Source organism: Streptomyces sp. JLSY215, from assembly GCF_059682825.1.
Window position 1 is genome coordinate 3,646,190 of the sequence record NZ_CM185022.1, and the last position, 21,650, is coordinate 3,667,839.

Sequence of the window (21,650 nt, forward strand, 5' to 3'; positions counted from 1 at the left end):
TCTCTTATGCCCACAACCCAAGAGCAACGGCTGAGCCCCTTGCTGGCCAGTGAGGCGCTGTGCGTTCCGCTACGTCAGTGTCGATTGAGGCTGTCGACCCGTCCCACAGCGAGGTGCATCGCCATGACCGATGTTCCAGTCCCCGGCGACTATGACGGAGACGGCACCCTCGACACTGCGTTCTGGCGCACCGCCGAAGGAAACTGGTTTATTCAGCCCAGTTCCGGTGGGCAGCAGCGCGTGGTTCAGTTCGGTCAGGATGGCGATATCCCGGTGCCGAGCGACTTCGACCGCGACGGCAAGATGGACCTCGCCATCTGGCGCCCCAGCGACCGTATGGTGCGGGTGCGTCCGTCCTCCGGTCTACCGGACTGGGCTCTGTTGCCCCCTCAGGCCGGCGAGGTTCCCAGGCCCGCTGACTATGACGCGCTCATCAAGTTCGCCTACGCGCTCTTCGACCTGACGTCGCGGCTGGAGGCTGTTGGCCGACGGGACGAGGCGCTGACAGCGGCTCGTGAAAGTATCCGAGTCCTTCTTCGGCTGGCGACGAGCCCTGGGAACCTGAGCCCGGCGTCGTACCTTGTTCGCGTGGTGGAGTTGGCGGAGCATCTCCCGGCATCGGAGGCGGTGGCACCGACCCAGGACGCTGTCACGATCCAGCGGCGCCTGATCGCTGCCGACCCCGCCAACCGAGACCACCAGATCGACCTCGCCCTCGCGCTCTTCGCTCTGACCTTGCGGCTGGAGTCCGGTGGCCGGCCAGACGAGGCGCCCACGGCCGCCCGCGAAAGCATCCAGGTCTTTCTTCGGCTGGCGGCGAGACCCGGGGAGCTGAACTCAGCGGCGTTTCTCTCCCGCGTGGTGCGGCTGGCAGATCATCTCCCGGCATCGGAGGCGGTGGCACCGACCCAGGACGCTGTCACGCTAGTGCGGCGCCTGGCCGACACCGACCCCACCAACCTCGACTACCAGGTCCAGCTCGCCTCCACACTTCAGTCGCTGACACGATTTCTGCAGGCCGCCGACCGCCCGGACGAGGCCGCCACGGCCGCCGCGGAGGCCCGCACCGTGGGCCATCGAGCCGACGCGCTCCGCACGGTGCCGTCTCTCCTGGAAAGCCTCGGGTACGGAGGTTCAGATGGCATGACGATCACGGCCCTGCTGCGCCGGTACGGGGTCGCCTGGAACCTTCCGCTCGACGGACGTCCCTTCTCCGATCAACTGGCCGCGGTCGCAGAGAGTCTGAAGGGTCGATTCTGCGGGGTCCCTGACGACCTGGACGGCCAAGGACGCCTGTTTCCTCAGGGGTTCGGCCCGACCAAGGGCCGATGGACACGCGGCAACCTCACTTGGTCGGTCTCCTTCCCCGAGGAATCAGACCCGGTGGTCTCGGGCGAGGTTTCGCTGCTGGACGACCACAAGAAGGTGACGGACATCATCGCGGGAGCCTTCACCCAGTGGGAGCAGGCACTACCATCGCGTTTCTTCCACTTTAGCCAGGTGGGGAGCGGCGGCAACTTCCAGCTTCGCTTCGGCGGCACAAGACTCGACAAGAGGTTCGGTGAGCCACTGGACACGATCGGTCCCGCCGCAGACATCCTGGGTTCCGCCGGGGAACCTGAGACGGGCCGCGTCTCTTTCGACAGCCTTGAGCACTGGAGCGAGGGTCAGCTATTTGACATAGCTCTCCATGAAATCGGCCACGCACTCGGCCTGAGCCATTCATCGACCGAAGAATCCGTGATGTTCGCGGATCGCAGCGTCCCCGTGACTGAGCTCGATGACGAGTCAAAGCGGGCACTTATCGGCCTCTACGGCTGGAGCGCGCCCGTTCACGTCGTTGGCCGCACAGCCGACCGGCCAAGCCTAGCTGTGACGAGGAGGCTAGGTTTCACAACCTCCACCGAACGGCTCTTCATGGCCTGGCGGGGAAGCGACGAAGACAGTCTCTGGTCGTCCGAGTTCGACGGGCAGGGCTTTCCTCAGAATCACTCTCCAAACTTCGGCTCCACCCACCGGCCAGCTATCACAGCGTTCCCTCACAAAGACGGCGCGGAAGGCCTCTACATGGCCTGGAAGGGAGCGACGGGTTCCGAAATCTTCTACACCGTCAAGCTCCCTGATGACCCTGAATGGCGAAGCCAGAGCCTGGTGCCGGATGTCGGCACCAGTTGCGGTCCCACCATCGCCTACTTCAACGACCGCGTCCACCTGGCCTGGAAAGGCGTCGATGACGCAATCATCTGGCACACCACACTCGGTCCGGGAGGATGGGAGAAGCAGGAACCCCTGCCATTCCAAACCGTCGACAGCCCCTACCTGCTCACATTCGGCGACCGCCTCTTCCTGTTCTGGCGAGAGGCGCCACCCCCCAACCCACTCCCCGGACCGCCCACACCTTTCACCGATCTCGGACACAGCAATGTCTTCTTCAGCTCGCTCGGCAGCGTGATCGCCAGCACCTTCAGCGAGCAGCAACCCGTCCAGTTCACCGAGGGACCAAAAAGCGAACCGCAGCTCATCAGGTCCAGTCATGGACCAACCGCCACCGGGCACGGCGACCTCATCGCGCTGGCCTGGAAGGGGGCGGACGACGACAGCGGCCTGTGGTTCACCTTCTTCGACGGCCAGAAATTCTCAGGCCAGATTCCCGCACCCGGCCTCACCACCGCCAGCCCCGCGATCGCAAGCTTTGGCGGCCTCCTCCACATGGCCTGGAAAGACGGCGACGACACCGCCATCGCACATTCCGTGCTCGGACCCCTTCCAAAGTAAATCTTCAATGTGCTTTCGAGTAAGGACGTGGCTATCTGACCGGCAGCCCGTCAGGCAAGGGTGCGGTTGCCCAGGGGCGCTACGTCCACCCCTTCAACGCGTGCACTCCCCTACGGGGGCGGCCGTGCTACTCCCTGGCCGTGTCCGGTATTGGACAAAGCCGCCGAAACTCGCAGCCGTGATCCACCGGACACCCAGGCTAGAGCTGTGACCGCATACACAAAGGCCCCGCCAGCCTGGACGGGGGCCTCTCAACGCTGCTGTCACTCCGGCAAGTCGATGCCCAAGGCGTCGGCCAGGCACGTACAGCAGGCCGACAAGGGAGCCACTGCTGACGACCTCCCGGCGGTCGATCGTGGCTCGCACGCGATCCAGCGGGATCCACTCGATGCGGTCGGACTCGTTCTTCTCGGTCGGCGCGCCGATGTGGGTGGCACGTCCGCCCGGAAAATGTAGTGCTGCGAATCCGTGATGCCGTTCGCAGGCTCGGCGTAGATCAACGGCTTCATCGGACCAGGACGCCAGCCGGGGTCTCTTCCTCCGCCTCACGGGCCGCAGCCGCCTCGGGTGATTCGCCCTCCTCTATCAGCCCCATAGGAAGTTCCCAGGCCCACGAGTCGGCGATGAAGCGATGCCGCCACATCATGAGGACTTCTCGCTGATCATTCACCACGGCCGCCACGGCGAGGTGCCGCAGCCGCACGACGTGGTGCTCCCAGCGCCGGCCGTCCGGCTGCTCAACATCGACAAGGCACAGATTCACCCATGGATTGGTGTAGATCTGCCGCTCGCCGCAGGTCTTCCACTGCGTGCTCGCCGCCCCTCTCACGTCGGTACAGCATCCCAGACGGGGGCACGGGCACACGGTGAGCGTCCCCGAGCGTGTGCAGCGGAGCACTTAATACTGCAACCGCATGTGGTGTGACCATGCCGACCGAGGCTCCTTGGTGTGACTGTATGAACGTCGCCGCCGGCCTTCGCAGCAACGCGCGCGACGTCCTCCAACTTCCCTCGCATCGCGCCAAGTTGGCGCAGGACACCCACTCGCGACCGAGATCATCAGTCGCGGGTCAGCCCGTTACCAGCGGCAGTCCGGCCTTACTTCTTGACCTTCCCTATAATTCCTCAAACTGCTCTATTGCCTTCATGAAAATGGGAAAGTAGAGTAGTTTTCATGAGTGAAGGTCTGTACTCGGTAGAGCAGGTCGCCGAACGCCTCGGGCTGCATGTGAGAACCATCCGCAACTACGTACGCGACGGCCGACTCGCCGCGGTGCGTATCGGCAAGCAGTACCGGATCGCACACTCTGACCTGGAGGCCTTCACCGGCCGCCCGTTGTCCGGGCCTCCGGACGAGTCCCCCCAGGGCCGACAGCATGCGGAAGTGTCGAGCATCGTGGAGATCGACGCGGTCTCCCGTCGGACGGCCGACCGCCTGACGACACTGCTCACCATCGGAGTCGCCGGCCGCGAGCGGGACGGCGGCAGGCAGTTGCGGATCCAGACCGTCTACGACGAGGAGAGGGCTCGAGTGAAGATCGTCATCCTGGGCAGCCTGAAGGACACGGCCCAGGTACTGGAGCACATCGAGCAGGTGCTGGCCTCATGAGCGTCACGATCTACAGGTCCGAGGAGGGCGCGGCGGAGGTCCGCCGGCAGTATCAGGGGGCGCTGGACGATTGGCCCGTGCCCGCCCAGCAGGTGCGGGTGCCGACCCGCGAGGGGGAAACCTTCGTCCTCGTCTCAGGACCGCCGGACGCGCCACCGCTCGTCCTGCTGCACGGCTCGGGCGCGAACGCGTCGATGTGGCGCGAGGACATCACCTCCTGGGCCGACCACTTCCGCACCTACGCCGTCGACATCGTCGGGGAACCGGGATTGAGCGCACCGTCCCGGCCCGCCCTGAACTCCGCAGCCCCGACCCAGTGGCTGGACGATGTACTGGACGGCCTCGGCCTCGCGAACGTCGCCGTGGTCGCGGCCTCGTTCGGCGGCTGGCTCGCGGTCGACTACGCGGTTCGCCGCCCGGCCAGGGTGATGCGGCTGGCCCTGCTGTGCCCCGGTGGCCTGGGCAAACAGCGGACGGGAAGCGTGCTCCGGGCTCTGCTGGTGCGGCCCTTCGGCCACTGGGGCGCGCGCCGTTCAGTCCGCTCCCTCACCGGTCTGGACTCACCGCAGGACGAATCCGTCCTGGAAAGCGTGATGCTGACATTCGCGCACTTCAAGCCGCGCAGGGAACAGTTGCCCGTTTTTTCCGACGTGGCGTTGCGGGGCCTGACGCTCCCGGTGCAGGTGACGGTCGGCGCCCGCGACGCCATGTTCGACTCGCAGGAGACCGCCCGACGCGTACGGCACTGCCTGCCGCATGCAGAGGTGCACGTACTGCCCGGGGCGGGGCACGCAGTGCTCGGCCGCACCGACTCCGTCCTCGAATTCCTCCGCGCCTGACCTTCCCGTACGGCCGTACGGGAAACCGGCGGGCGTGCGCCCTCCGCACTCTCGCGGGAGCGGGGCCTTAGGCTCAGGTGCCCGGTCCGGGGGTAACGGCTCGACCCGCGCCCCACTGACCATCAGTTGACGGCGCACACCGGCCAACGTTCCGGTGGTCGGAACGCCCCCGATTCCGACATGGAACCGGGGGCGTATGCGCTCAGGAAGGCGATCACTCGGGCAATTCGATGCCCAAGCTGTCCGCCAGGTCTCGGAGATCTTCAACGGGGATGGCAGGCGCTTTGGCCGCATGTTCAGCCGCCCAGCGCTCCAGAATTTCATCCATGATGGCTCTGACCTGCACTTTCTCCAAGTGTCTTGACGCAAGTTCCTGACGCCGGTCATCAGCCACTTGCGCAGGCGGGTGGCGAAGCCGTCGGCCCGGTCGGCGTTCTTGTCCATGGGGGCGGCGGCCGGCGCCGGGGCGCCGGTCTCCCCGCGCGCGGCCTTCTCCCGTACCTCGGCGATGAGTTCGGCGGGGCGGTTGATGCCCGCCTTCACCCCGACGTCGACGGTCGGCTTCCCGGCGAAGCGGTCCTTGTCCCGTACCTCGACGTCATGCGCGAGGATCACGCCGTCCGCGGCCGCGACCAGCCGCGGGTCCAGCCGCTGGAATCCGGCCGAGCCCTGCGTCTCGACGAACACCTCGACGCCGGCGGCCCGGCCGGCCTTCTCCAGCGACTCGGCGGCCATGTAGCTGTGGGCGATGCCGGTGGGGCAGGAGGTGACGGCGACGATACGGAAGGGGGCGGGGCGGCCGCCGGTTCGGGCTCGGGGGCGGCTTCCGGTTCGGACGCGGGCTCGGGCTCGGGTTCAGGTGCGCGGGCCGGTTCCGGCTCGGGTTCCGGGGCCGGCGCTTCGCCGGCGTCCGGGCGCGGTGGCTCGTCCCCCCGTATGAGCGCCGCCGCCCGGCCCGGCTCGACGGCGGACCGCAGCGCGCCGGTGAACGCCTCGTCCATCAGACGGCGGGCGAGGGTGGAGAGGATCGACAGATGGTCGGCGTCGCCGCCCGCCGGGGCCGCGATGAGGAAGATCAGGTCGGCCGGCCCATCAGCCGCACCGAAGTCGATCCCGCGGGCGCTGCGTCCGAAGGCCAGCGTCGGCTCGGTGACATGCGCGCTGCGGCAGTGCGGAATCCCGATGCCGCCGTCCAGACCGGTCGGCAGCCTGGGCCTCGCGGGCGGCCACATCCGCGAGGAAGCCGTCCAGATCGGTGACGCGGCCGGCCGCCACCATGCGCTCGGCGAGCGCCCGTGCGGCCGCGTCCTTCGTTTCCGCGGACAGGTCGAGGTCGACCAGTTCCGCGGTGATCAGCTCACTCATCGCGCGACTCCCTTGCTTACGGGTGGACACCATCAGGCGCGTTCGGCGCCTGAGGATCGCGCTGGACACCTCCGGCGGCCGCGCCGTGCGCCACCGCCGCCGCCAGCGCCCGGACGCTGCCTCGGGGGTCATGCGCGTACGACTTCCGTGCCCGCGCGCTCGGACGGCAAGCAGACTCAAACGGACATCGACCGTGGTGGCCGCCGGCCGCCGCCGGACGCCGCCGGACACAGAGAGCCCCGACGCCACATCCATGGCACCGGGGCTCGTCGTTCGGGAATCCGGAGCAGGGACCGGAGGGGTTGCAGGCGTCACGGACCGCCGGACCGCACCCGCCGCCGCGGCCTACGCCGCCGCGTCGAACCCCGTGTCCCGCGCCATCCGCTTCAACTCCAGCAGCGCATGCTTCTCGATCTGGCGGATCCGCTCGCGGGTCAGGCCGTGCTGCTTGCCGACCTCGGTCAGCGTGCGCTCGCGGCCGTCCTCGATGCCGTAGCGCGCCTTGATGATGGAGGCGGTGCGCTGGTCGAGGCGGTCGATCAGATCCTCCAGCTCCTCGCTGCGCAGCAGCGTGAGGACCGACTGCTCGGGCGAGGCCGCGGAGGTGTCCTCCAGCAGATCACCGAACTGGGTGTCGCCGTCGTCGTCCACCGACATGTTGAGGCTGACCGGGTCGCGCGCCCAGTCGAGCACATCGGTGACACGGGCGGGCGTGGAGCCCAGCTCGCCGGCGACCTCCTCGGGCTCCGGGTCACGGCCGTTCTCGCGGTTGAACTCGCGCTGCACCCGGCGGATACGGCCGAGCTCCTCGACGAGGTGGACGGGCAGCCGGATCGTGCGCGACTGGTCGGCTATGGAGCGGGTGATGGCCTGACGGATCCACCACGTCGCATACGTCGAGAACTTGAAGCCCTTGGCGTAGTCGAACTTCTCCACGGCGCGCACCAGGCCGGCGTTGCCCTCCTGGATGAGGTCCAGCAGCGGCAGACCGGCGCGTGGGTAGCGGCGCGCCACGGCGACGACCAGCCGCAGGTTGGAACGGATGAAGATGTCCTTGGCCTTGGCACTCTCGGCGGCCAGCGCCTCGAGCTCCTCGCGGCCGGCACCTGCGGCATTGCCGTCGGTGACCACGCCGTCCAGGATCTGCTGGGCGTAGACGCCCGCCTCGATGGTCTGGGACAGCTCGACCTCCTTGGCCGCGTCGAGCAGAGGCGTGCGCGCGATCTCGTCGAGGTACATGCCGACCAGGTCGCGGTCGGCGATCTCCCCGCCTACGGCGCGAACGCTGCTGGCCCCGTCGGAACCGCTGCTGCTTTCCTGACGACGGGCGACGGCACGGGTTGCCATGCGTGTGCTCCCTTTGCGATGAGTCGGTCGCGGGACGGTGGGGCGGGAGACTCGACATTCATCGAGCGACCCGTCCGAAGGAAACAACGGCTGGAATCCGGACAGAATTCCCATGCCGCGACCCTATTTTTGTGATCATGCAGTACCCTGCCCGTCCACGAAGGGGGCCGGATGCTGTCAGCGAGCGGGGACGTGCAGGTCAGAGCGGGCGTCGAGGCCGATCTCCCGGCGCTCACGGAGCTCTACAACCACTACATTCGCGAGACGTCCATCACGTTCGACACGGAGCCCTTCACTCCCGAACAGCGTCGCCCGTGGTTGCTCTCCCACCCCAAAGACGGCCCGCACCGGCTTCTGGTTGCGCGGGCGGCGGGCGGGTCTCCCGGCGTGGCCGGTCCGCTGCTCGGTTACGCGACCAGCAGCGCCTTCCGGCCGAAGGCCGCCTACGCCCCGTCCGTCGAGGTCACCGTCTACTGCGCCCCGCACGCCGCCGGCCGCGGCATCGGCACGCTGCTCTACCGGGCCCTGTTCGAGGCGCTGGCCACCGAGGACGTGCACCGCGCCTTCGCGGGCATCACCCAGCCGAACGAGGCGTCGCACCGGCTGCACACCCGCTTCGGCTTCCGGCCCGTCGGGACGTACACCGAGGTGGGCCGCAAGTTCGACCGCTACTGGGACGTCGCCTGGTACCAGAAGGACCTGGGCTGAAGGGTCCGGACCGAACCGCGGGCCGATCGCCGGCGCCCGCCGCCGGCTGCTCCAGTTGACGCACGCCCTACGCGGGTGTCGCCTGGACGGAGAGCGATTTCGACTGCCTCCCCGGAGGGCGGGGCAAGCGAGAGGAGCCCGTCATGGAAACGCACCCCCAGCGGCGCGAGGCACCCGCAAGGGCGGCCCGCTCACACGGCTCCGTCGATCCGGAACGCGGCGCGAGCGCCGTCTCCCCGGACACGGGCTTCCGGATCCCGGGCACCACGCGCCGGGTGCCGGCGACCGTGACGATGCCCATCATCGTGGCGCTCGCCTTCGGCTGCTTCACGATCTTCCGCACGCACACCGCCGGCATCAAGGGCGGCCAGGCGGTCCTGTACGGGCTGTGCGCGTTCGTGGTCAGCGGGGCGCTGGGGCTGTATCTGGTGCACTTCCAGCGGACCATGATCACCGAGACCCGGGCGGTGAGCTACGGCGCGCTCTTCGGGGTCTCGATGGGCTGGGTCTACAGCCTCGGCGGGGAGTCCGTCCTCAAATCCTCCGGCTTCGGGCTGGGCATGGGCGCCGTGATGTTCGTCGTCTCGCTGTACATCTTCCGGGGCCACAGCGCCCGCGAGCCGCACGGCCTGCACCGTCCCCACGCCGCTCACCACATGCCGCGCCATGCCCACGCGGCGCGCTGACCCGGCGCCCGCGCCCGCCGCCCGCTGACACCCGCGCCGCAGCTTCAGCCGGCACCCGGAACCGGGCGACGGCCGCGCCCGGTCCCGTGACGTCGGCCGAGGCCCGGCCCCCCTCAGCCCGTCCCCCTCGGCTCGACCTCAGCCGACCACCCCCGACCTCAGCCGACCACCGGCGGCGAGTCGTCGCTCCGCCGCCGGATCGTGCGCAGCGGCCGGTCCGGCCGCCAGATCTGCACCACCATCCACGGGTCGTCGACGGACGTCCGCACCACCTCCGTCAGCCCGGCCCGGAACAGATGGAACGGCTCCGGAGGCCGCACCGCTGCCGCGTAGCGCGCGATCAGCTCGGGGTCGGTGACCTCGATCGCGCGGCCGGACAGCCGGGCATCGCCATCGGCCATGTCCGTGCCCTCGCCCGGATTGGCGTGCAGCGAGAAGCGGGGGTCGCGCCGCAGGTCGAGCGCCTTGCGGGAGTTCGCCATCATGCCCAGCCACAGCTCGCCGAAGCGGAAATCCGCCTCCAGGCCGGTCAGCCGTGGCGCACCGTCCTTGCGGAGCGTGGCCAGAACGTGGTGCCGGAACGCCCCGAAGCGCTCCCGCACCCACCCGGCGAACTCCGGCACGGCCCCCTCGACCACCGACCAGCCGACCGCCGCCCCGGTGGAGGTCGACGTCGAGGCCCCGCTCACTGCCGCACTCATTGCCGCATCCGTCGCCGCACCCGCCGCCGTAGTGGTGCGTGCTCCCGTACCCGTCCGCGCGCCCGCGCCCGTACCCGTATTCGTCATGCGACGACCCTCCCCCCAATACCCGACACCCCCTGTCCGGTTTATCGACCGACTTCCGCCGTCCGCCGTCCCTCACCCGCCGTCATTCCGACGGGCCCAGATCCGCCGCATTCCACCGCTCCGGCCGCAGCCGCACGCCGATCAGCTCCTCGCCGTGCTCCAGCACCCCCGCCGCGTACTCCGACACCTTCTCGGCGGGCAGATAGCGGCCCGCGATCTCGTCGACCAGCTCCGGCGTCACCGTGACGAACGCGGCCGGGCCCTCGACGGCGGCGTAGCGGTACGTCGGCGATGTGGTCTGCACCGTCAGCGTGAACCGGCCGGTCGCCTCGATCAGCCGCGCCTTTCGCGACGTACGGCCCGTGAAGAGGAAGACCTCGCCTCCCGGGCGGTACGCGTACCAGACCGGCGCCGTCACCGGTCCGCGCTCGCTCCCCGCCGCGACGGACAGCACGGCGACCAGCGGCTCGGCGAGAAACTGCTCGCGCTCTTCCACAGACAGCGACATCACGGACGACATCACGGACTCCTCGCGATCGGCCCCACCTTCCACGCTCACACACCCGCGCCGTACCGCCACTCAGCCCGCCGCCCCCGCCCCACCTCCTCCTCGCTCCACCTCCTCCTCGCCCCACCACCCCGTCCGCACCCACGACTTCACCGTCCCATGCGCCACTGACAATCCCCCTCCGCACGGCCCTTCCCCCGCCCGCAGCCACGGCCTTACGACCAGCGGTGTAAGGCTTTTGCCCGTTACCCCGGCCCGCCGCGCCGACCTAGCCTCGGGCCATGGATACGACGAGCGGCACACTCGACGAAGCCCTGGAACGCCTGCACGCCACCGGACCCGAATTCCGTGGCTTCCTGTCCAATCACGGCCCGATGGCCGTCGAGGCCCTGGTCCGGCACGGGCAGGCCGGCACCGTCCACCGCTGGCTCGACGGCTATACCGCCAAGCTGGAGGACATCCCGAGCCCGCAGACCCCCCTCGACGACACCAACTGGCAGGAGGCGCTGGGCGATCCGCGCCGGGTCACCGACTGGACCACCTACCTGACCCGCCAGATCGGCGAACGCCCCTGGCGCGAGGTCCTGGCCGAGTGGTGGCCGCGGCTGCTCCCGGGCATCGCGGGCGCCGCGACACATCCCGTGATCCGCGTCGGCCACGCCGTACGCGCCCTTCTGGAGGAGGGGGAACAGGCGCCGCGGATCGCCGAGTTGGCGCATGCCATCGGCTATTGGGCGGCCCGTCACACCCCTTTGCCCGTGACCGTCCGGCCCGGCGGCACCGTCTCCCCCGCCGACGCGCTGGCCGCCCTCCCCCGCATCGCCGACCAGCAGGTCCGCCCGCTCGACGGACTGGCCCAACTGCCCGGCACGGACGGCTGGCTGGCGGCCGCCGAGGCGGTGCACGCCCCCCAGGAGGCCGAAGCCGCCCGCGACCAGCTGGCCGCCGTCGTCCGGGCGGCCACCCACCGCTATCTCGGCTACGGGCACGGCGACGCGGTTCTCCTCGTCCACGCCGCCACCGCACCGAACGCCGTCCTGCGCACGCTGCCCGCCCTCCCCCGCGACCTCTGGGCCCCTTCCCTGCGCGCCGCCTGGGCCGCCAGCGCCGCGCTGACCTCCCTCTATTCGCCCGCCGAGCCGCTGCCGCCGCTGGCGACCGGACCGCTCACCCCGGAGGAGGTCTTCGCCCGCGCCACCGCACACGGCGACGAGCACGTGATCAAGCTGACCGACACGGCCCTGGACGTGGCCTCCTGGACCCCGTCCGGCGACGACCGCGCCCTGTCCGCGGCCCTGCGCGCGCTGGAACTGATCCCGCCGGGAATCTGAGTCGCGCCGCACCCCCGGGGGCCACAACCCCGGGGGTCGCGCCCCGTGCTCACCCCGGGGGACGGGGCGGTGGCCGCGGGTCACGCACACCGCCGACCGGGCCCGCTCATCGGGCCGTCATCGACGCGCTCGGCGCTCTCCGGCGGATGAGGGATCGACGCCCATCGCTTTCCGGCCTAACTTTCCATTGTTAAATCTTCAATAACATGCTCAGTGGTGAGACAGTGGATGGTATGAGCACGGAATCCGCAGCCGAGCCGCACTGGCTCACCGACGAGGAGCAATACGCCTGGCAGTGCTACCTCCATGCCACCACGCTCCTGGAGGATCACCTGGACCGCCAGCTGCAGCGTGACGCCGGGATGCCGCACGTCTATTACGGCCTGCTCGTCCAGCTCTCCCGTGCGCCCCGGCGCCGGTTGCGGATGACCGAGCTGGCCCAGAACGCCAAGATCACCCGATCCCGCCTCTCGCACGCCATCGCCCGCCTGGAGAAGTACGGCTGGGTGCACCGCGAGGACTGCCCGTCCGACAAACGAGGCCAGAACGCCTACCTCACGGACGAGGGCATGCGGGTCCTGGAGAAGGCCGCGCCCGGACATGTCGCCGCCGTCCGCGCCGCGATCTTCGACCGGCTCTCCCCCGAGCAGATCGCCCAACTCGCCGACATCTGCCGCGTGATGGCCGACGGACTGCAGCCGGAAGGCGCCGACCTCCCCTGGCTCCGCTGACGGGCGGGGGAGGCCGGCGCCTTCACCGGCCGGACGAGACGTCTCTCGGCGCACCATGATCCTCAGTGCGCCGAGGATCCTCGGTGCACCAAGACCCTCAGTGCACCAAGACCCTCAGCACCGAGGTCCCTCAGTGCACCATGACCGGAACCTGGACATCCGCGTCCGCGCCCTCGCCCGCGGCGGCGTCCTCATCGGACGAGGCCGCCGGCGAAGCGCCGCCCTGATGCCCGGTGTTGACGAAGATCAGAGCGATCGCCGCCGCCAGCAGCAGGATGCCGACCGCCCACCAGATCGCGGCGGTGTAGCCGTGCACCATCGACTCCAGCTTCAGCAGCTTCCGCGAGGTCGCACCGGCCGCGTGCGAGGTGGCGTACGCGGTGGTGGCGCTGGCCGCGATGGTGTTCAGCAGCGCCGTACCGATCGCGCCGCCCACCTGCTGCGAGGTGTTGACCATCGCGGAGGCGACACCGGCGTCGCGCGGCTGGACACCGTGCGTGGCCAGCGACATGGCCGGCATGAACGCCGTCCCCATGCCGAGCCCCAGCAGCAGGAACGCGGGCAGGATCAGTGCCGGGTAGGACGTGTCCAGATCGATCTGGGTCAGCACCAGCATGCCGGTGGCGGCGACCACGAAGCCGGGCGCCATCAGCAGCCGCGGCCGGACCCGGGTCATCAGCCGGGCGCCGATCTGCGTCGAGCCGGTGATCATGCCGACGATCATCGGCAGGAAGGCCAGACCGGTCGTGACCGGGCTGTATCCCTTGACGATCTGCAGGTAGTAGGTCAGGAAGAGGAAGAGACCGAACATGCCGATGACGGCCAGACCGAGCGAGGCGTAGACCCCGCCGCGGTTCCGCTCGGCGACCACCCGCAGCGGCAGCAGCGGGGCCTTCACCTTGGACTCGACCAGCACGAACGCCAGCAGCAGCACGGCGGCCGCGCCGAACAGGCCCAGCGTCGGGCCGGCCAGCCAGCCGTCCGACTCGGCGCGGGTGAACCCGTACACCAGCGAGACCAGGCCGAGCGTGGCCAGGAAGACGCCGGGGATGTCCAGTCGCGAGGGGTTACGGCCCTCCGCGGGCTCACGGATGACCAGGATGGCGCCGGTCGCGGCGACCACGGCGAACGGGATGTTGACGAAGAAGGTCCAGCGCCAGTTCATGTACTCGGTCAGCACGCCGCCGAGGATCAGGCCCACGGCGCCACCGCCACCGGCGATCGCACCGAAGATGCCGAACGCCTTGGCCCGCTCCCTGGCCTCGGTGAACGTCACCGCCAGCAGCGACAGCGCGGCCGGCGCCAGCAGCGCACCGAAGACACCCTGCAGCGCCCGCGCGCCCAGCAGCATCCCCTGGTTGGCCGCGGCCCCGCCGAGCGCCGAGGCGAGCGCGAAGCCGACGAGTCCGATGACGAAGGTCCGCCGGCGGCCCCACAGGTCCGCGACCCGTCCGCCGAAGAGCAGCAGGCCGCCGAAGGCCAGCGCGTAGGCGGTGATCACCCACTGCCGGTTGGCGTCGGTGATGCCGAGGTCCGCCTGGGCGGAGGGCAGCGCGATGTTCACGATGGTCGCGTCGAGGACGACCATCAGCTGGGCGAGAGCGATGAATATCAGCGCTTTCCAGCGCCGGGGATCGACGGTTGCGGGCGTTTCAGGCATGGAGAGGTCCACCTAGTGGTGCGGTGAGCGAATAACGGGACGTGTTCGGGGCGTGTTCGGGATGTGTTCAGGACGTGGGACGTGCTCGGGACGACGTGCTCAGGACGTGTTCCGGAGGGGTCCGTACGTGTTCGGGGCGTGTTCGGGTCAGGGCGTGTTCGGGCGGATGCGGGACGCGTACTGCACATCGGCGGGCGGGCGTCCGCGCCGACACCCCGCGTTTATGGCCGGCGCCGCCTCAGGTCATCCAGCGTGGCGGCGGTGCCGGGAAGTTCGGACCGTGCGGGCGCCAGCAGACCGTCCAGGAACAGCTGCAGATGCCGGTGCACGAAGTGGTCGAAGTCGATACACCCACTGCCGGGCAACGGCCGGGTGAGCTGGGTGATCGCGACCATCAGGTCACCGACGGCGATGTCGGTGCGCAGCTGGCCGCTGTCGCGCGCGGCACCCATGACGGCCTCGACGGCCGCCTCCAGGCGCTCGCGCGCGGCGAGCAGATCGGGGTGGTTCAGATCGATGCTGTCCGAGAGCAGCGGGCACAGCGCCCCGATCCGCTCCTCCACCGCAGCGTGGACAAAGCGCCGCAGCGCCTGGAAAGCATCGGACTCCTCGGCAAGGGCGCTCTCGGCGCGGTCCGCGGTACGGGCCATGACGGAGAGCGTGACGTGGTGGATCAACTCCTGCCGATCCGCAAAGTGACGATAAAGCGTCGCATTGCCGACCCCTGCGCGTCGAGCGATTTCATCGAGCGGGACCTCGTCCCCGAACTCGACCATGGTTTCGCGGGCGGCCGCGATGATCCGTTCGCGGTTGCGCAGCGCATCGGCCCGCAGGCGCGGCCGCGCCGACTGCGCGCGGCCGGCGGTGGCAGGGACAGTGGCAGTGGCAGTGCCGGTCCCGGCACCGGCGGCGCAACCCATGGCGGTCACAGCGGCACACTCCTCTCTTCGCTCTCGGTTCCGGCCGTCGCTTGCCGGCCTTCGGTCTTCGGTGTTCCGTGTTCGGTTGTCTTCGGTGTTAGGTGTTCGATTCACCTTCACGAGACGAATCGCCCCGGCTGCCGGAGCGACGAACCGGGGAAGCACTCCCCGTTTCACCCGTACGCCTGGTTAAACGGGGACCCCCTCCCCGGATATTTCGCGCCGGGACATGACCTGGGTCACACACATCGAGCCATCCGCGCCGTGTCACCCACACGCACGGCATCGCCCGCACTCCGGATGACGTAATCCGGCGCGCGGGCAACCGCCCCGCCGCTCAGGGTGATCACCATGAGGCAGAAAATATCCGCGGTCCTGATCGCGGGCGCGGCCACCGCGGCCGTCGCCGTGAGCATGGACGCCTCCCCCACCGCCGCGGCCCTCGTCGCCCCGGCCGGCGCTCCGCCGAGCGGCCCGTGCGCGCTGCGCGGCAGCACGGACGACGTCGCCGAATCCGCGACCACCCCCGCGGGATACGCCCGCTCCCACGGCACGGTCCGGGCGCTGACCCTCTTCATCGACTTTCCCGACGCCCGCGCCACGATCACCCCGCGGGCCCGGTTCGCCGAGTTCTTCCCGGCCGCCACGCGCTTCTTCCGCGCCAGCTCGTACGGCAGGCTCGACTACCGTCCGGTGCCGCTGCTGAAGTGGATACATATGTCGCGGCCGCTGGCGGCGTACCGCATCGAGCGCGACGCCACCTTCGACCCGCGGTCGAAGACCGGCTATCACGCGCTCTCCAGGGAGATCGTCCGCGCCGTCGACGATGCGGTCGACTTCCGCGCGTACGACGTCATCAACGTCCTGGCCGCCCCCAACGCGGGCCCGCCCGCGGCCCGTAAGGTCCTGTCGGTCACCTTCAGCGGCGGGGACATGGGGCTGTCGACGGCGGACCGGGTGCCGTTCCGGAATGCCTCGTTCATATGGAGCCGGCAGACCGGCGACAGCGCCTACCGCGTCCTCAATCACGAGAACGGCCATGCCTTCGGGCTCCCGGACCTCTACTACACCGACGGCCGCCGCGCGGTGACCCCGGTCGGCCACTGGGATCCGATGGACGAGGACTGGGGGCCGCGCAGCGATTTCCTCGGCTGGCACAAATGGAAGCTCGGCTGGCTGGCCGCCGGACAGGTGCACTGCGCGCCGCGCCACGGGACGCCCGCCGAACACACCCTGACCCCGGTCCCGGCCCGCGGCGGCACCAAGATCGTCGTCATACCCACCTCCCCCCGCACCGCCCTGGTGGCCGAGGCCCGCACCCGCGGCCCGCTCGACCCCACGCTCTGCCGCCCCGGCGTCCTGGTCTACCGCGTCACCACCCATGTGACCTCGGGCCGCGGGCCGCTGCGCGTCGTCGATGCCACCCCTGACAGCGGCGGCTGCTTCAATGCCGACAAGTACGTCGAACCGGAACTGACCGACGCCACCCTCCGCCCCGGCGCCACCTACACCGACCGCCGGAGCGGCGCCGCGGTCACCGTCCTCGGCGAGAACCGGGACGGCACGTACCGGATCCGGGCCACACCGGCGCAGCGGGGATAGCCGCGGCCCGCGCCCGCCCGGGGCCTGTCCGACGGGACACGCCCTAGCCCATTCCGCCCTCCGCCACCCAGTGGCGCCGCCCGATGGCGATGAGCCGCAGCTGGCACCGTGCGGTGCGCACCACCCGCGCGGCCTCGTCCGGCCCGCCGTCCTCGGCGTCGATCAGCTCCGCGGCCGTGGTCACCAGCCGGTCCACGTACAGCTCCGCCACCATCCGCACGTCCTCGGTACGCCACCCCTCGGACACCGGCTGGGAGGCGAGCGCCTCCGCGACCTCCTGGGCGAACCGGTCCAGTTCACCGGCGATGGCCTGCCGCACGGCCCGTACGCCGCCGTGCCGTTCGCGCGCCACGAACCGTACGTGTGCGGGGTGTTCGCGCACATGCCGCTCGACCACCGCGATCGTGCTGTCGATCCGCTCCTCCGCCGCGGCCTGCTCGGCGAGGATCGCCCGGACCATCGCATGCAGGCTCCCCAGCGCCTCCTCCACCAGGGCGACGCCCAGCTCCCCCAGGTCCTTGAAGTGCCGGTAGAACGCGGTCGGGGCGATCCCCACCACCCGCGTGACCTCCCGCAACCCCAGGCTGCTCAGGCTCTGCTCGGTCAGCAGACCGAGCGCCGCGTCGAGCAGCGCCTGGCGGGTCTTCTGCTTCTGGGCCTGCCGGACCCCAACGGTGTGACTCATGTCATCCAGTAAACAACCGTTCTCCGAACTCCTCCACCCGGAGGTGCCCCTAGACTGAAGGAACTCAGTGAACAACTGTCCTCTGAGTGCAGACTTCACGTCCGGCGCACCCCGCGTCCGACGTCCGAGCCGGAAAGGCAGGAACATGCTCTTCCTCGTCGCAGCCCTTCTCCTGATGGGGATCATGCTGGGCACCGCGGCACACCTCCCCCTCCCCGTCACCCTCGTCGCGGCCGCCGTCATCGCCGGCTGGCTGCTCGTCTTCACGCTCCGCGAACGCCGCCACCACGAGGGGACCCCCCGATGACCACGCTCACCGAAGCCGCCCCGAAGAGCGCACCGAAGGCCGCCCGGAACACCGCGCCGCGGTCGCACGCCGACGGCATGGCCGTGGCCTCCTTCGTCCTCGGCCTGCTCGGCACCCTGGTCCTCAACGTGGTCCTCGGCCCCTGCGCCCTGATCCTCGGCGGCCTGGCCCTCGTCCGCCGCACCAACCGCCGCGGCCGCGCCCTCCTCGGCCTGGCCCTCGGCGCCGCCGACCTGATCCTCCTCGCCACCCTCGTCACCACCGACGGCACGGTCAGCTGGCACATCGGAGGCTGACGGCGGCCCCGCCGCTCCCTGCGACGCAGGACACCGGCGCATGCGCGAGTCCAACGAAGAAGATCGCCGCGCCCCGTACGGAGCGAAGGGAAGGCGTCGAGTGCCTCTTGGCACCCGGCGCCACCTCGCGTTATGTACGCAGGTCAGTAGCGCATGCAACCTCAACTCGCGCTCTCTGACGACGAATCGTGAGAGCTTTATCACCAAAGGAATGTGCGGAACCGCGCATCTGTGAATAGTCTGCTTTCGCAAGTCACCACTTGGTGCAGGAAGTTGACGGTTCGAGTCGCACAGTGCATGCGTCCAGACGTACAGGAGATTCCGGTGATAGCCCTTCCATGTCGAGTCGGGCTCTCGCCTTCGCAAGAGGGATCACCACAGCACACTCCGGTACCCGGACCCACGGGCGGCATCCGACGCGACGGACGTGACCTGCACGTTCGACGCGACCGGCACGATCCCCGAGGCCTTCGCGACCCACGCGACCGATGTGCCCTGCGCGCGCGCCCCACCCCAGGCTTACCGGCTCGCGACGAGCCGCATCTCCCGCACGGCCGCCACCCGGCCGGCACGTCACGCCCGCCCGTACGCCAGACGCAGACTCCGCCGCGGCGGACGCACCCCCGGAGGCCTGAAAGGTGCCCGTTGACGCCGCCCCGGCGCAACACGAGGAACTGCTCCGCTCGTCCGAGCCGGCCGTAGCGGGATGGCTGTGAGACGCCAACCGGCATTCGACCGACATCCGGCGCGTGACGACACCCCGCTGCGGGCGGTGCTGGAGGACGCCGCGATGGGCAGATGGGAAGGGGTCCGCGAACTGCTGGCCGCGACCGGCACCGACTGGGACCGCCGCATCTTCCGCCTCCAGGTGCTCGCCCGCGCCGGGGCCCGGCTCACCTTCGCCGACACCTGGGCGCAGGCCGAACCCCGTTCCCCGCATGCCCTGGCGCTCCTTGCCACGGTCCAGGCCCTGCGGTCGATGGCGGGCCCGCGGGGTCAGGGCAGCGGCGCGGAGATGGAGCAGGCATGGGACCTGTGCCATGCCACGGGTGACGCCCTGCCGGAGGACCCGACGCCGTACGTCGTCATGCTCGCCCTGCTGCGCTACCACTCCCCGGACCGCGACCGGCAGTGGCGCGACACGGTGCAGAAGGTGTGGCAGGAGGTGGAGGAGCGCGACCCGTGGAACAGGGAGGCGCACCACGAGATCCTCACCTACATGTTCCCCGACTGGCACGGGGTGGCGGGCGAGATGTTCCACTGGGCGCAGGAGCGTTGCGCCCATGTCCCCCTCGGGATGCCGCTGCACACCCTGCCCCTGGTCGCGCTCGCCGAGTCGCACCGCCGGCGGATGGAAAAAGAAGGCCACCGGTACGGACTCACGGTGCATCCGTGGACGGACAATCCGTCGACCCGGCAGGCCTGGGACAACTGGTGGACGTACCGGGCCCCCGGCCACCCCCATGCCTCCTTCCACGAGGACGCCAACTACCTCGCCCACGCGCTGTCCTTCGCGAATCAGCACCGGACAGCGGCCGAGGTGTTCGACGCCATCGGCCCGTACGCCACGGATGTGCCGTGGAGCTACTGCGGAGACGCCCAACAGCTGTTCACCCGCCATCGAACCTGGGCGGTCAAGGCGTCCGCACCCTAACGCCTCTTCGAGACCGACCAGCGCCATGTTGTTCCGCAATTCACCCTGCAATCAACAGGAGAGGCTCTCGCTATGCCGTTGGACATACCAAGCGTCACGCAGTCGGAAGAGGAGCGGCTCGCCGAGCTCGGCATCACCCAGACACTGGACCGCTCCATGTCCGGGCGGCAGAACTTCGCCGTCTCCTTCACGATCATCAGCATCCTGTCCGGCTGCCTGACGATGTACGGGTTCGGCATGAACACGGGCGGGCCCGCCCTGATCATGTGGGGCTGGGTCCTCGTCGGCCTGATGACCCTGTTCGTCGGCCTGGCCATGGCCGAGGTCTGCTCCTCCTACCCGACCTCCGCCGGCCTCTACTTCTGGGCGCACAAGCTCGCCCCTGAGAAGTCCGCCGCGGCCTGGGCCTGGTTCACGGGCTGGTTCAACACGCTCGGGCAGGTGGCCGTCACCGCGGGCATCGACTTCGGCGCGGCATCGTTCCTCAACGCCTATCTGAAGCTCGAGTTCGGCTACGCCGCCACCCCCGGCCACACGATCACGCTGTTCGGCCTCATCCTCCTGCTGCACGCCGTGGTCAACACCTTCCGCGTACGCATCGTCGGCTTCTTCAACACCGTCTCGGTGTGGTGGCATCTGATCGGCGTCGTGGTGATCGTCGGCGCTCTGCTCATCGTCCCCGACAAGCACCAGTCGCCCGGATACGTCTTCACCGAGTTCGTCAACAACACCGGCTGGGGCTCCGCCGTTTACGTCGCGCTCATCGGCCTTCTGATGGCGCAGTACACCTTCACCGGCTACGACGCGTCCGCCCATATGACCGAGGAGACCAAGAACGCGTCCGTCGAAGGGCCCAAGGGCATCGTCCGGTCGATCGTCGTGTCCTGGGTGGCCGGCTTCGTGCTGCTCTTCGGCCTGACCTTCGCCATCCAGTCCTACAGCGGCGCCCTGGAGTCCGGGACCGGCGTTCCGCCGGCGCAGATCTTCATGGACGCGCTCGGCGAGAGCACGGGCAAGCTGATGCTGCTCATCATCATCGGCGCCCAGCTGTTCTGCGGCATGGCATCCGTCACCGCCAACTCCCGCATGATCTACGCCTTCTCGCGCGACGGCGCGCTCCCCTTCTCCCACGTGTGGCACAAGCTCCACCCGGGAACCCGCACGCCGACCAACGCCGTATGGCTCGCCGCCGGCGGCGCCTTCGTCCTGGGCCTGCCCTACCTGTTCAACACGACCGCGTACGCCGCCGTCACCTCCATCGCGACGATCGGCCTCTACATCGCCTACGTCGTCCCCACCCTGCTGCGCCTGCGCCAGGGAGAGAACTTCCGGCGCGGCCCCTGGCATCTGGGACGCTGGTCGGCGCCGGTGGGTGTCATCGCGGTGGCGTGGGTCGCGATCATCACCGTCCTGTTCATGCTGCCCCAGGCCGCCCCGGTGACCATTGAGACGTTCAACTACGCCCCCATCACCGTGGGCGTGGTGCTGCTCTTCGCCGGCACGTGGTGGCTCGTCTCCGCCCGCAAGTGGTTCCTCAACCCCCAGCACCAGCGGAACACCGCCCGGCACACCCCCGCGCCGGAGCGCGCGATCCGCACCCCCCAGTAGCCTCCACCCCCACCGGACGACGGCCCGCCGCCCCCTCCCAGAGAATCCCTCCTCCCTGCGGAGCGGGCGCGCGGGCCGTCGGCGTGTCTGCGTGACGGGCCGAGGCGCCCCTGACCTCCTCCGTACGCCCGGATCCCCTTGATCACGCAGAGCCCCGGCTCCCCACGCAGGGCGCGTACCTCCACGCTCCGACGACCGAGGGACGCGGATCGGGCACTCGGGCCTCCCGCT

Annotated in this window: 18 protein-coding genes and 2 pseudogenes; 12 read left to right on the forward strand and 8 right to left on the reverse strand. The window is 69.7% G+C overall.

Features of this window, described 5'->3' with window-relative positions:
• Positions 1–123 precede the first annotated feature (123 nt).
• Positions 124–2,775, forward strand: coding sequence for a matrixin family metalloprotease (locus AC5677_RS16185; protein ID WP_497195751.1), 2,652 nt, complete (start codon positions 124–126; stop codon positions 2,773–2,775).
• A 300-nt stretch (positions 2,776–3,075) separates the two neighbouring features.
• Here the strand turns inward: AC5677_RS16185 and AC5677_RS16190 are convergent.
• A pseudogene (locus AC5677_RS16190) lies at positions 3,076–3,604 on the reverse strand (NUDIX hydrolase); the annotation flags it as partial.
• Between the two features lie 345 nt (positions 3,605–3,949).
• Between AC5677_RS16190 and AC5677_RS16195 the strand changes: the two are divergent.
• Together AC5677_RS16195 and AC5677_RS16200 are read left to right on the forward strand one after the other, a co-directional pair.
• Positions 3,950–4,384 carry a helix-turn-helix domain-containing protein gene (locus AC5677_RS16195; protein ID WP_497195752.1) on the forward strand — a complete coding sequence of 145 codons (435 nt, stop codon included), beginning with the start codon at positions 3,950–3,952 and terminating at the stop codon, positions 4,382–4,384.
• The gene (locus tag AC5677_RS16200; RefSeq protein WP_497195753.1) at positions 4,381–5,223 is read left to right on the forward strand and encodes an alpha/beta fold hydrolase; all 843 of its coding nucleotides are present in this window, start codon (positions 4,381–4,383) and stop codon (positions 5,221–5,223) included. The genes AC5677_RS16195 and AC5677_RS16200 overlap by 4 nt, the downstream gene beginning before the upstream one ends.
• A 375-nt stretch (positions 5,224–5,598) precedes the next feature.
• On the opposite strand, the pseudogene AC5677_RS16205 reads toward AC5677_RS16200, so the two are convergent.
• Both AC5677_RS16205 and AC5677_RS16210 read right to left on the reverse strand, forming a co-directional pair.
• Positions 5,599–6,588: pseudogene (locus AC5677_RS16205) on the reverse strand (fructose PTS transporter subunit IIA); the annotation flags it as partial.
• Positions 6,589–6,933: 345 nt separating this feature from the next.
• Entirely contained in the window at positions 6,934–7,935 is a 1,002-nt protein-coding gene (locus AC5677_RS16210) for a sigma-70 family RNA polymerase sigma factor (protein ID WP_497195754.1), read from the reverse strand.
• A 171-nt stretch (positions 7,936–8,106) separates the two neighbouring features.
• Between AC5677_RS16210 and AC5677_RS16215 the strand changes: the two genes are divergently transcribed.
• The gene (locus AC5677_RS16215) at positions 8,107–8,643 is read left to right on the forward strand and encodes a GNAT family N-acetyltransferase (protein ID WP_497195755.1); all 537 of its coding nucleotides are present in this window, start codon (positions 8,107–8,109) and stop codon (positions 8,641–8,643) included.
• 143 nt (positions 8,644–8,786) lie between these two features.
• Positions 8,787–9,329, forward strand: coding sequence for a hypothetical protein (locus AC5677_RS16220; RefSeq protein ID WP_497195756.1), 543 nt, complete (start codon positions 8,787–8,789; stop codon positions 9,327–9,329).
• A gap of 158 nt (positions 9,330–9,487) precedes the next feature.
• On the opposite strand, the gene AC5677_RS16225 is transcribed toward AC5677_RS16220, so the two are convergent.
• Together AC5677_RS16225 and AC5677_RS16230 are read right to left on the reverse strand one after the other, a co-directional pair.
• Positions 9,488–10,030, reverse strand: a complete 543-nt coding sequence (locus AC5677_RS16225; protein ID WP_497195757.1) for a pyridoxamine 5'-phosphate oxidase family protein — start codon at positions 10,028–10,030, stop codon at positions 9,488–9,490.
• A gap of 169 nt (positions 10,031–10,199) precedes the next feature.
• Positions 10,200–10,625: a pyridoxamine 5'-phosphate oxidase family protein gene (locus tag AC5677_RS16230; RefSeq protein WP_497196643.1), complete on the reverse strand. Its 426-nt coding sequence runs from the start codon at positions 10,623–10,625 to the stop codon at positions 10,200–10,202.
• A gap of 281 nt (positions 10,626–10,906) precedes the next feature.
• Here AC5677_RS16230 and AC5677_RS16235 point away from each other — a divergent pair, with 281 nt between their 5' ends.
• Both AC5677_RS16235 and AC5677_RS16240 read left to right on the forward strand, forming a co-directional pair.
• Entirely contained in the window at positions 10,907–11,956 is a 1,050-nt protein-coding gene (locus AC5677_RS16235) for a questin oxidase family protein (protein WP_497195758.1), read from the forward strand.
• 233 nt (positions 11,957–12,189) lie between these two features.
• Entirely contained in the window at positions 12,190–12,687 is a 498-nt protein-coding gene (locus AC5677_RS16240; protein ID WP_497195759.1) for a MarR family winged helix-turn-helix transcriptional regulator, read from the forward strand.
• A gap of 130 nt (positions 12,688–12,817) precedes the next feature.
• On the opposite strand, the gene AC5677_RS16245 is transcribed toward AC5677_RS16240, so the two are convergent.
• Positions 12,818–14,347, reverse strand: a complete 1,530-nt coding sequence (locus AC5677_RS16245; RefSeq protein ID WP_497195760.1) for an MFS transporter — start codon at positions 14,345–14,347, stop codon at positions 12,818–12,820.
• Between the two features lie 221 nt (positions 14,348–14,568).
• On the reverse strand, positions 14,569–15,267 hold the full coding sequence (locus AC5677_RS16250; RefSeq protein ID WP_497196644.1) for a TetR/AcrR family transcriptional regulator: 699 nt from the start codon (positions 15,265–15,267) through the stop codon (positions 14,569–14,571).
• A 351-nt stretch (positions 15,268–15,618) separates the two neighbouring features.
• On the opposite strand from AC5677_RS16250, the gene AC5677_RS16255 reads away from it, so the two are divergent.
• Complete coding sequence (locus tag AC5677_RS16255) at positions 15,619–16,869, forward strand: M6 family metalloprotease domain-containing protein (protein WP_497195761.1); 1,251 nt, start codon at positions 15,619–15,621, stop codon at positions 16,867–16,869.
• Positions 16,870–16,912: 43 nt separating this feature from the next.
• On the opposite strand, the gene AC5677_RS16260 is transcribed toward AC5677_RS16255, so the two are convergent.
• Positions 16,913–17,554, reverse strand: a complete 642-nt coding sequence (locus tag AC5677_RS16260) for a TetR family transcriptional regulator (RefSeq protein ID WP_497195762.1) — start codon at positions 17,552–17,554, stop codon at positions 16,913–16,915.
• Positions 17,555–17,699: 145 nt separating this feature from the next.
• Between AC5677_RS16260 and AC5677_RS16265 the strand changes: the two genes are divergently transcribed.
• From AC5677_RS16265 to AC5677_RS16280, 4 genes are all read left to right on the forward strand, one after another.
• Positions 17,700–17,861 carry a hypothetical protein gene (locus tag AC5677_RS16265; RefSeq protein ID WP_497195763.1) on the forward strand — a complete coding sequence of 54 codons (162 nt, stop codon included), beginning with the start codon at positions 17,700–17,702 and terminating at the stop codon, positions 17,859–17,861.
• Positions 17,858–18,157, forward strand: coding sequence for a hypothetical protein (locus AC5677_RS16270; RefSeq protein WP_497195764.1), 300 nt, complete (start codon positions 17,858–17,860; stop codon positions 18,155–18,157). Before AC5677_RS16265 ends, AC5677_RS16270 begins: the two co-directional genes overlap by 4 nt.
• A gap of 706 nt (positions 18,158–18,863) precedes the next feature.
• Positions 18,864–19,811: a hypothetical protein gene (locus AC5677_RS16275; RefSeq protein ID WP_497195765.1), complete on the forward strand. Its 948-nt coding sequence runs from the start codon at positions 18,864–18,866 to the stop codon at positions 19,809–19,811.
• A gap of 72 nt (positions 19,812–19,883) precedes the next feature.
• Positions 19,884–21,419: an amino acid permease gene (locus tag AC5677_RS16280; protein WP_497195766.1), complete on the forward strand. Its 1,536-nt coding sequence runs from the start codon at positions 19,884–19,886 to the stop codon at positions 21,417–21,419.
• Positions 21,420–21,650 lie beyond the last annotated feature (231 nt).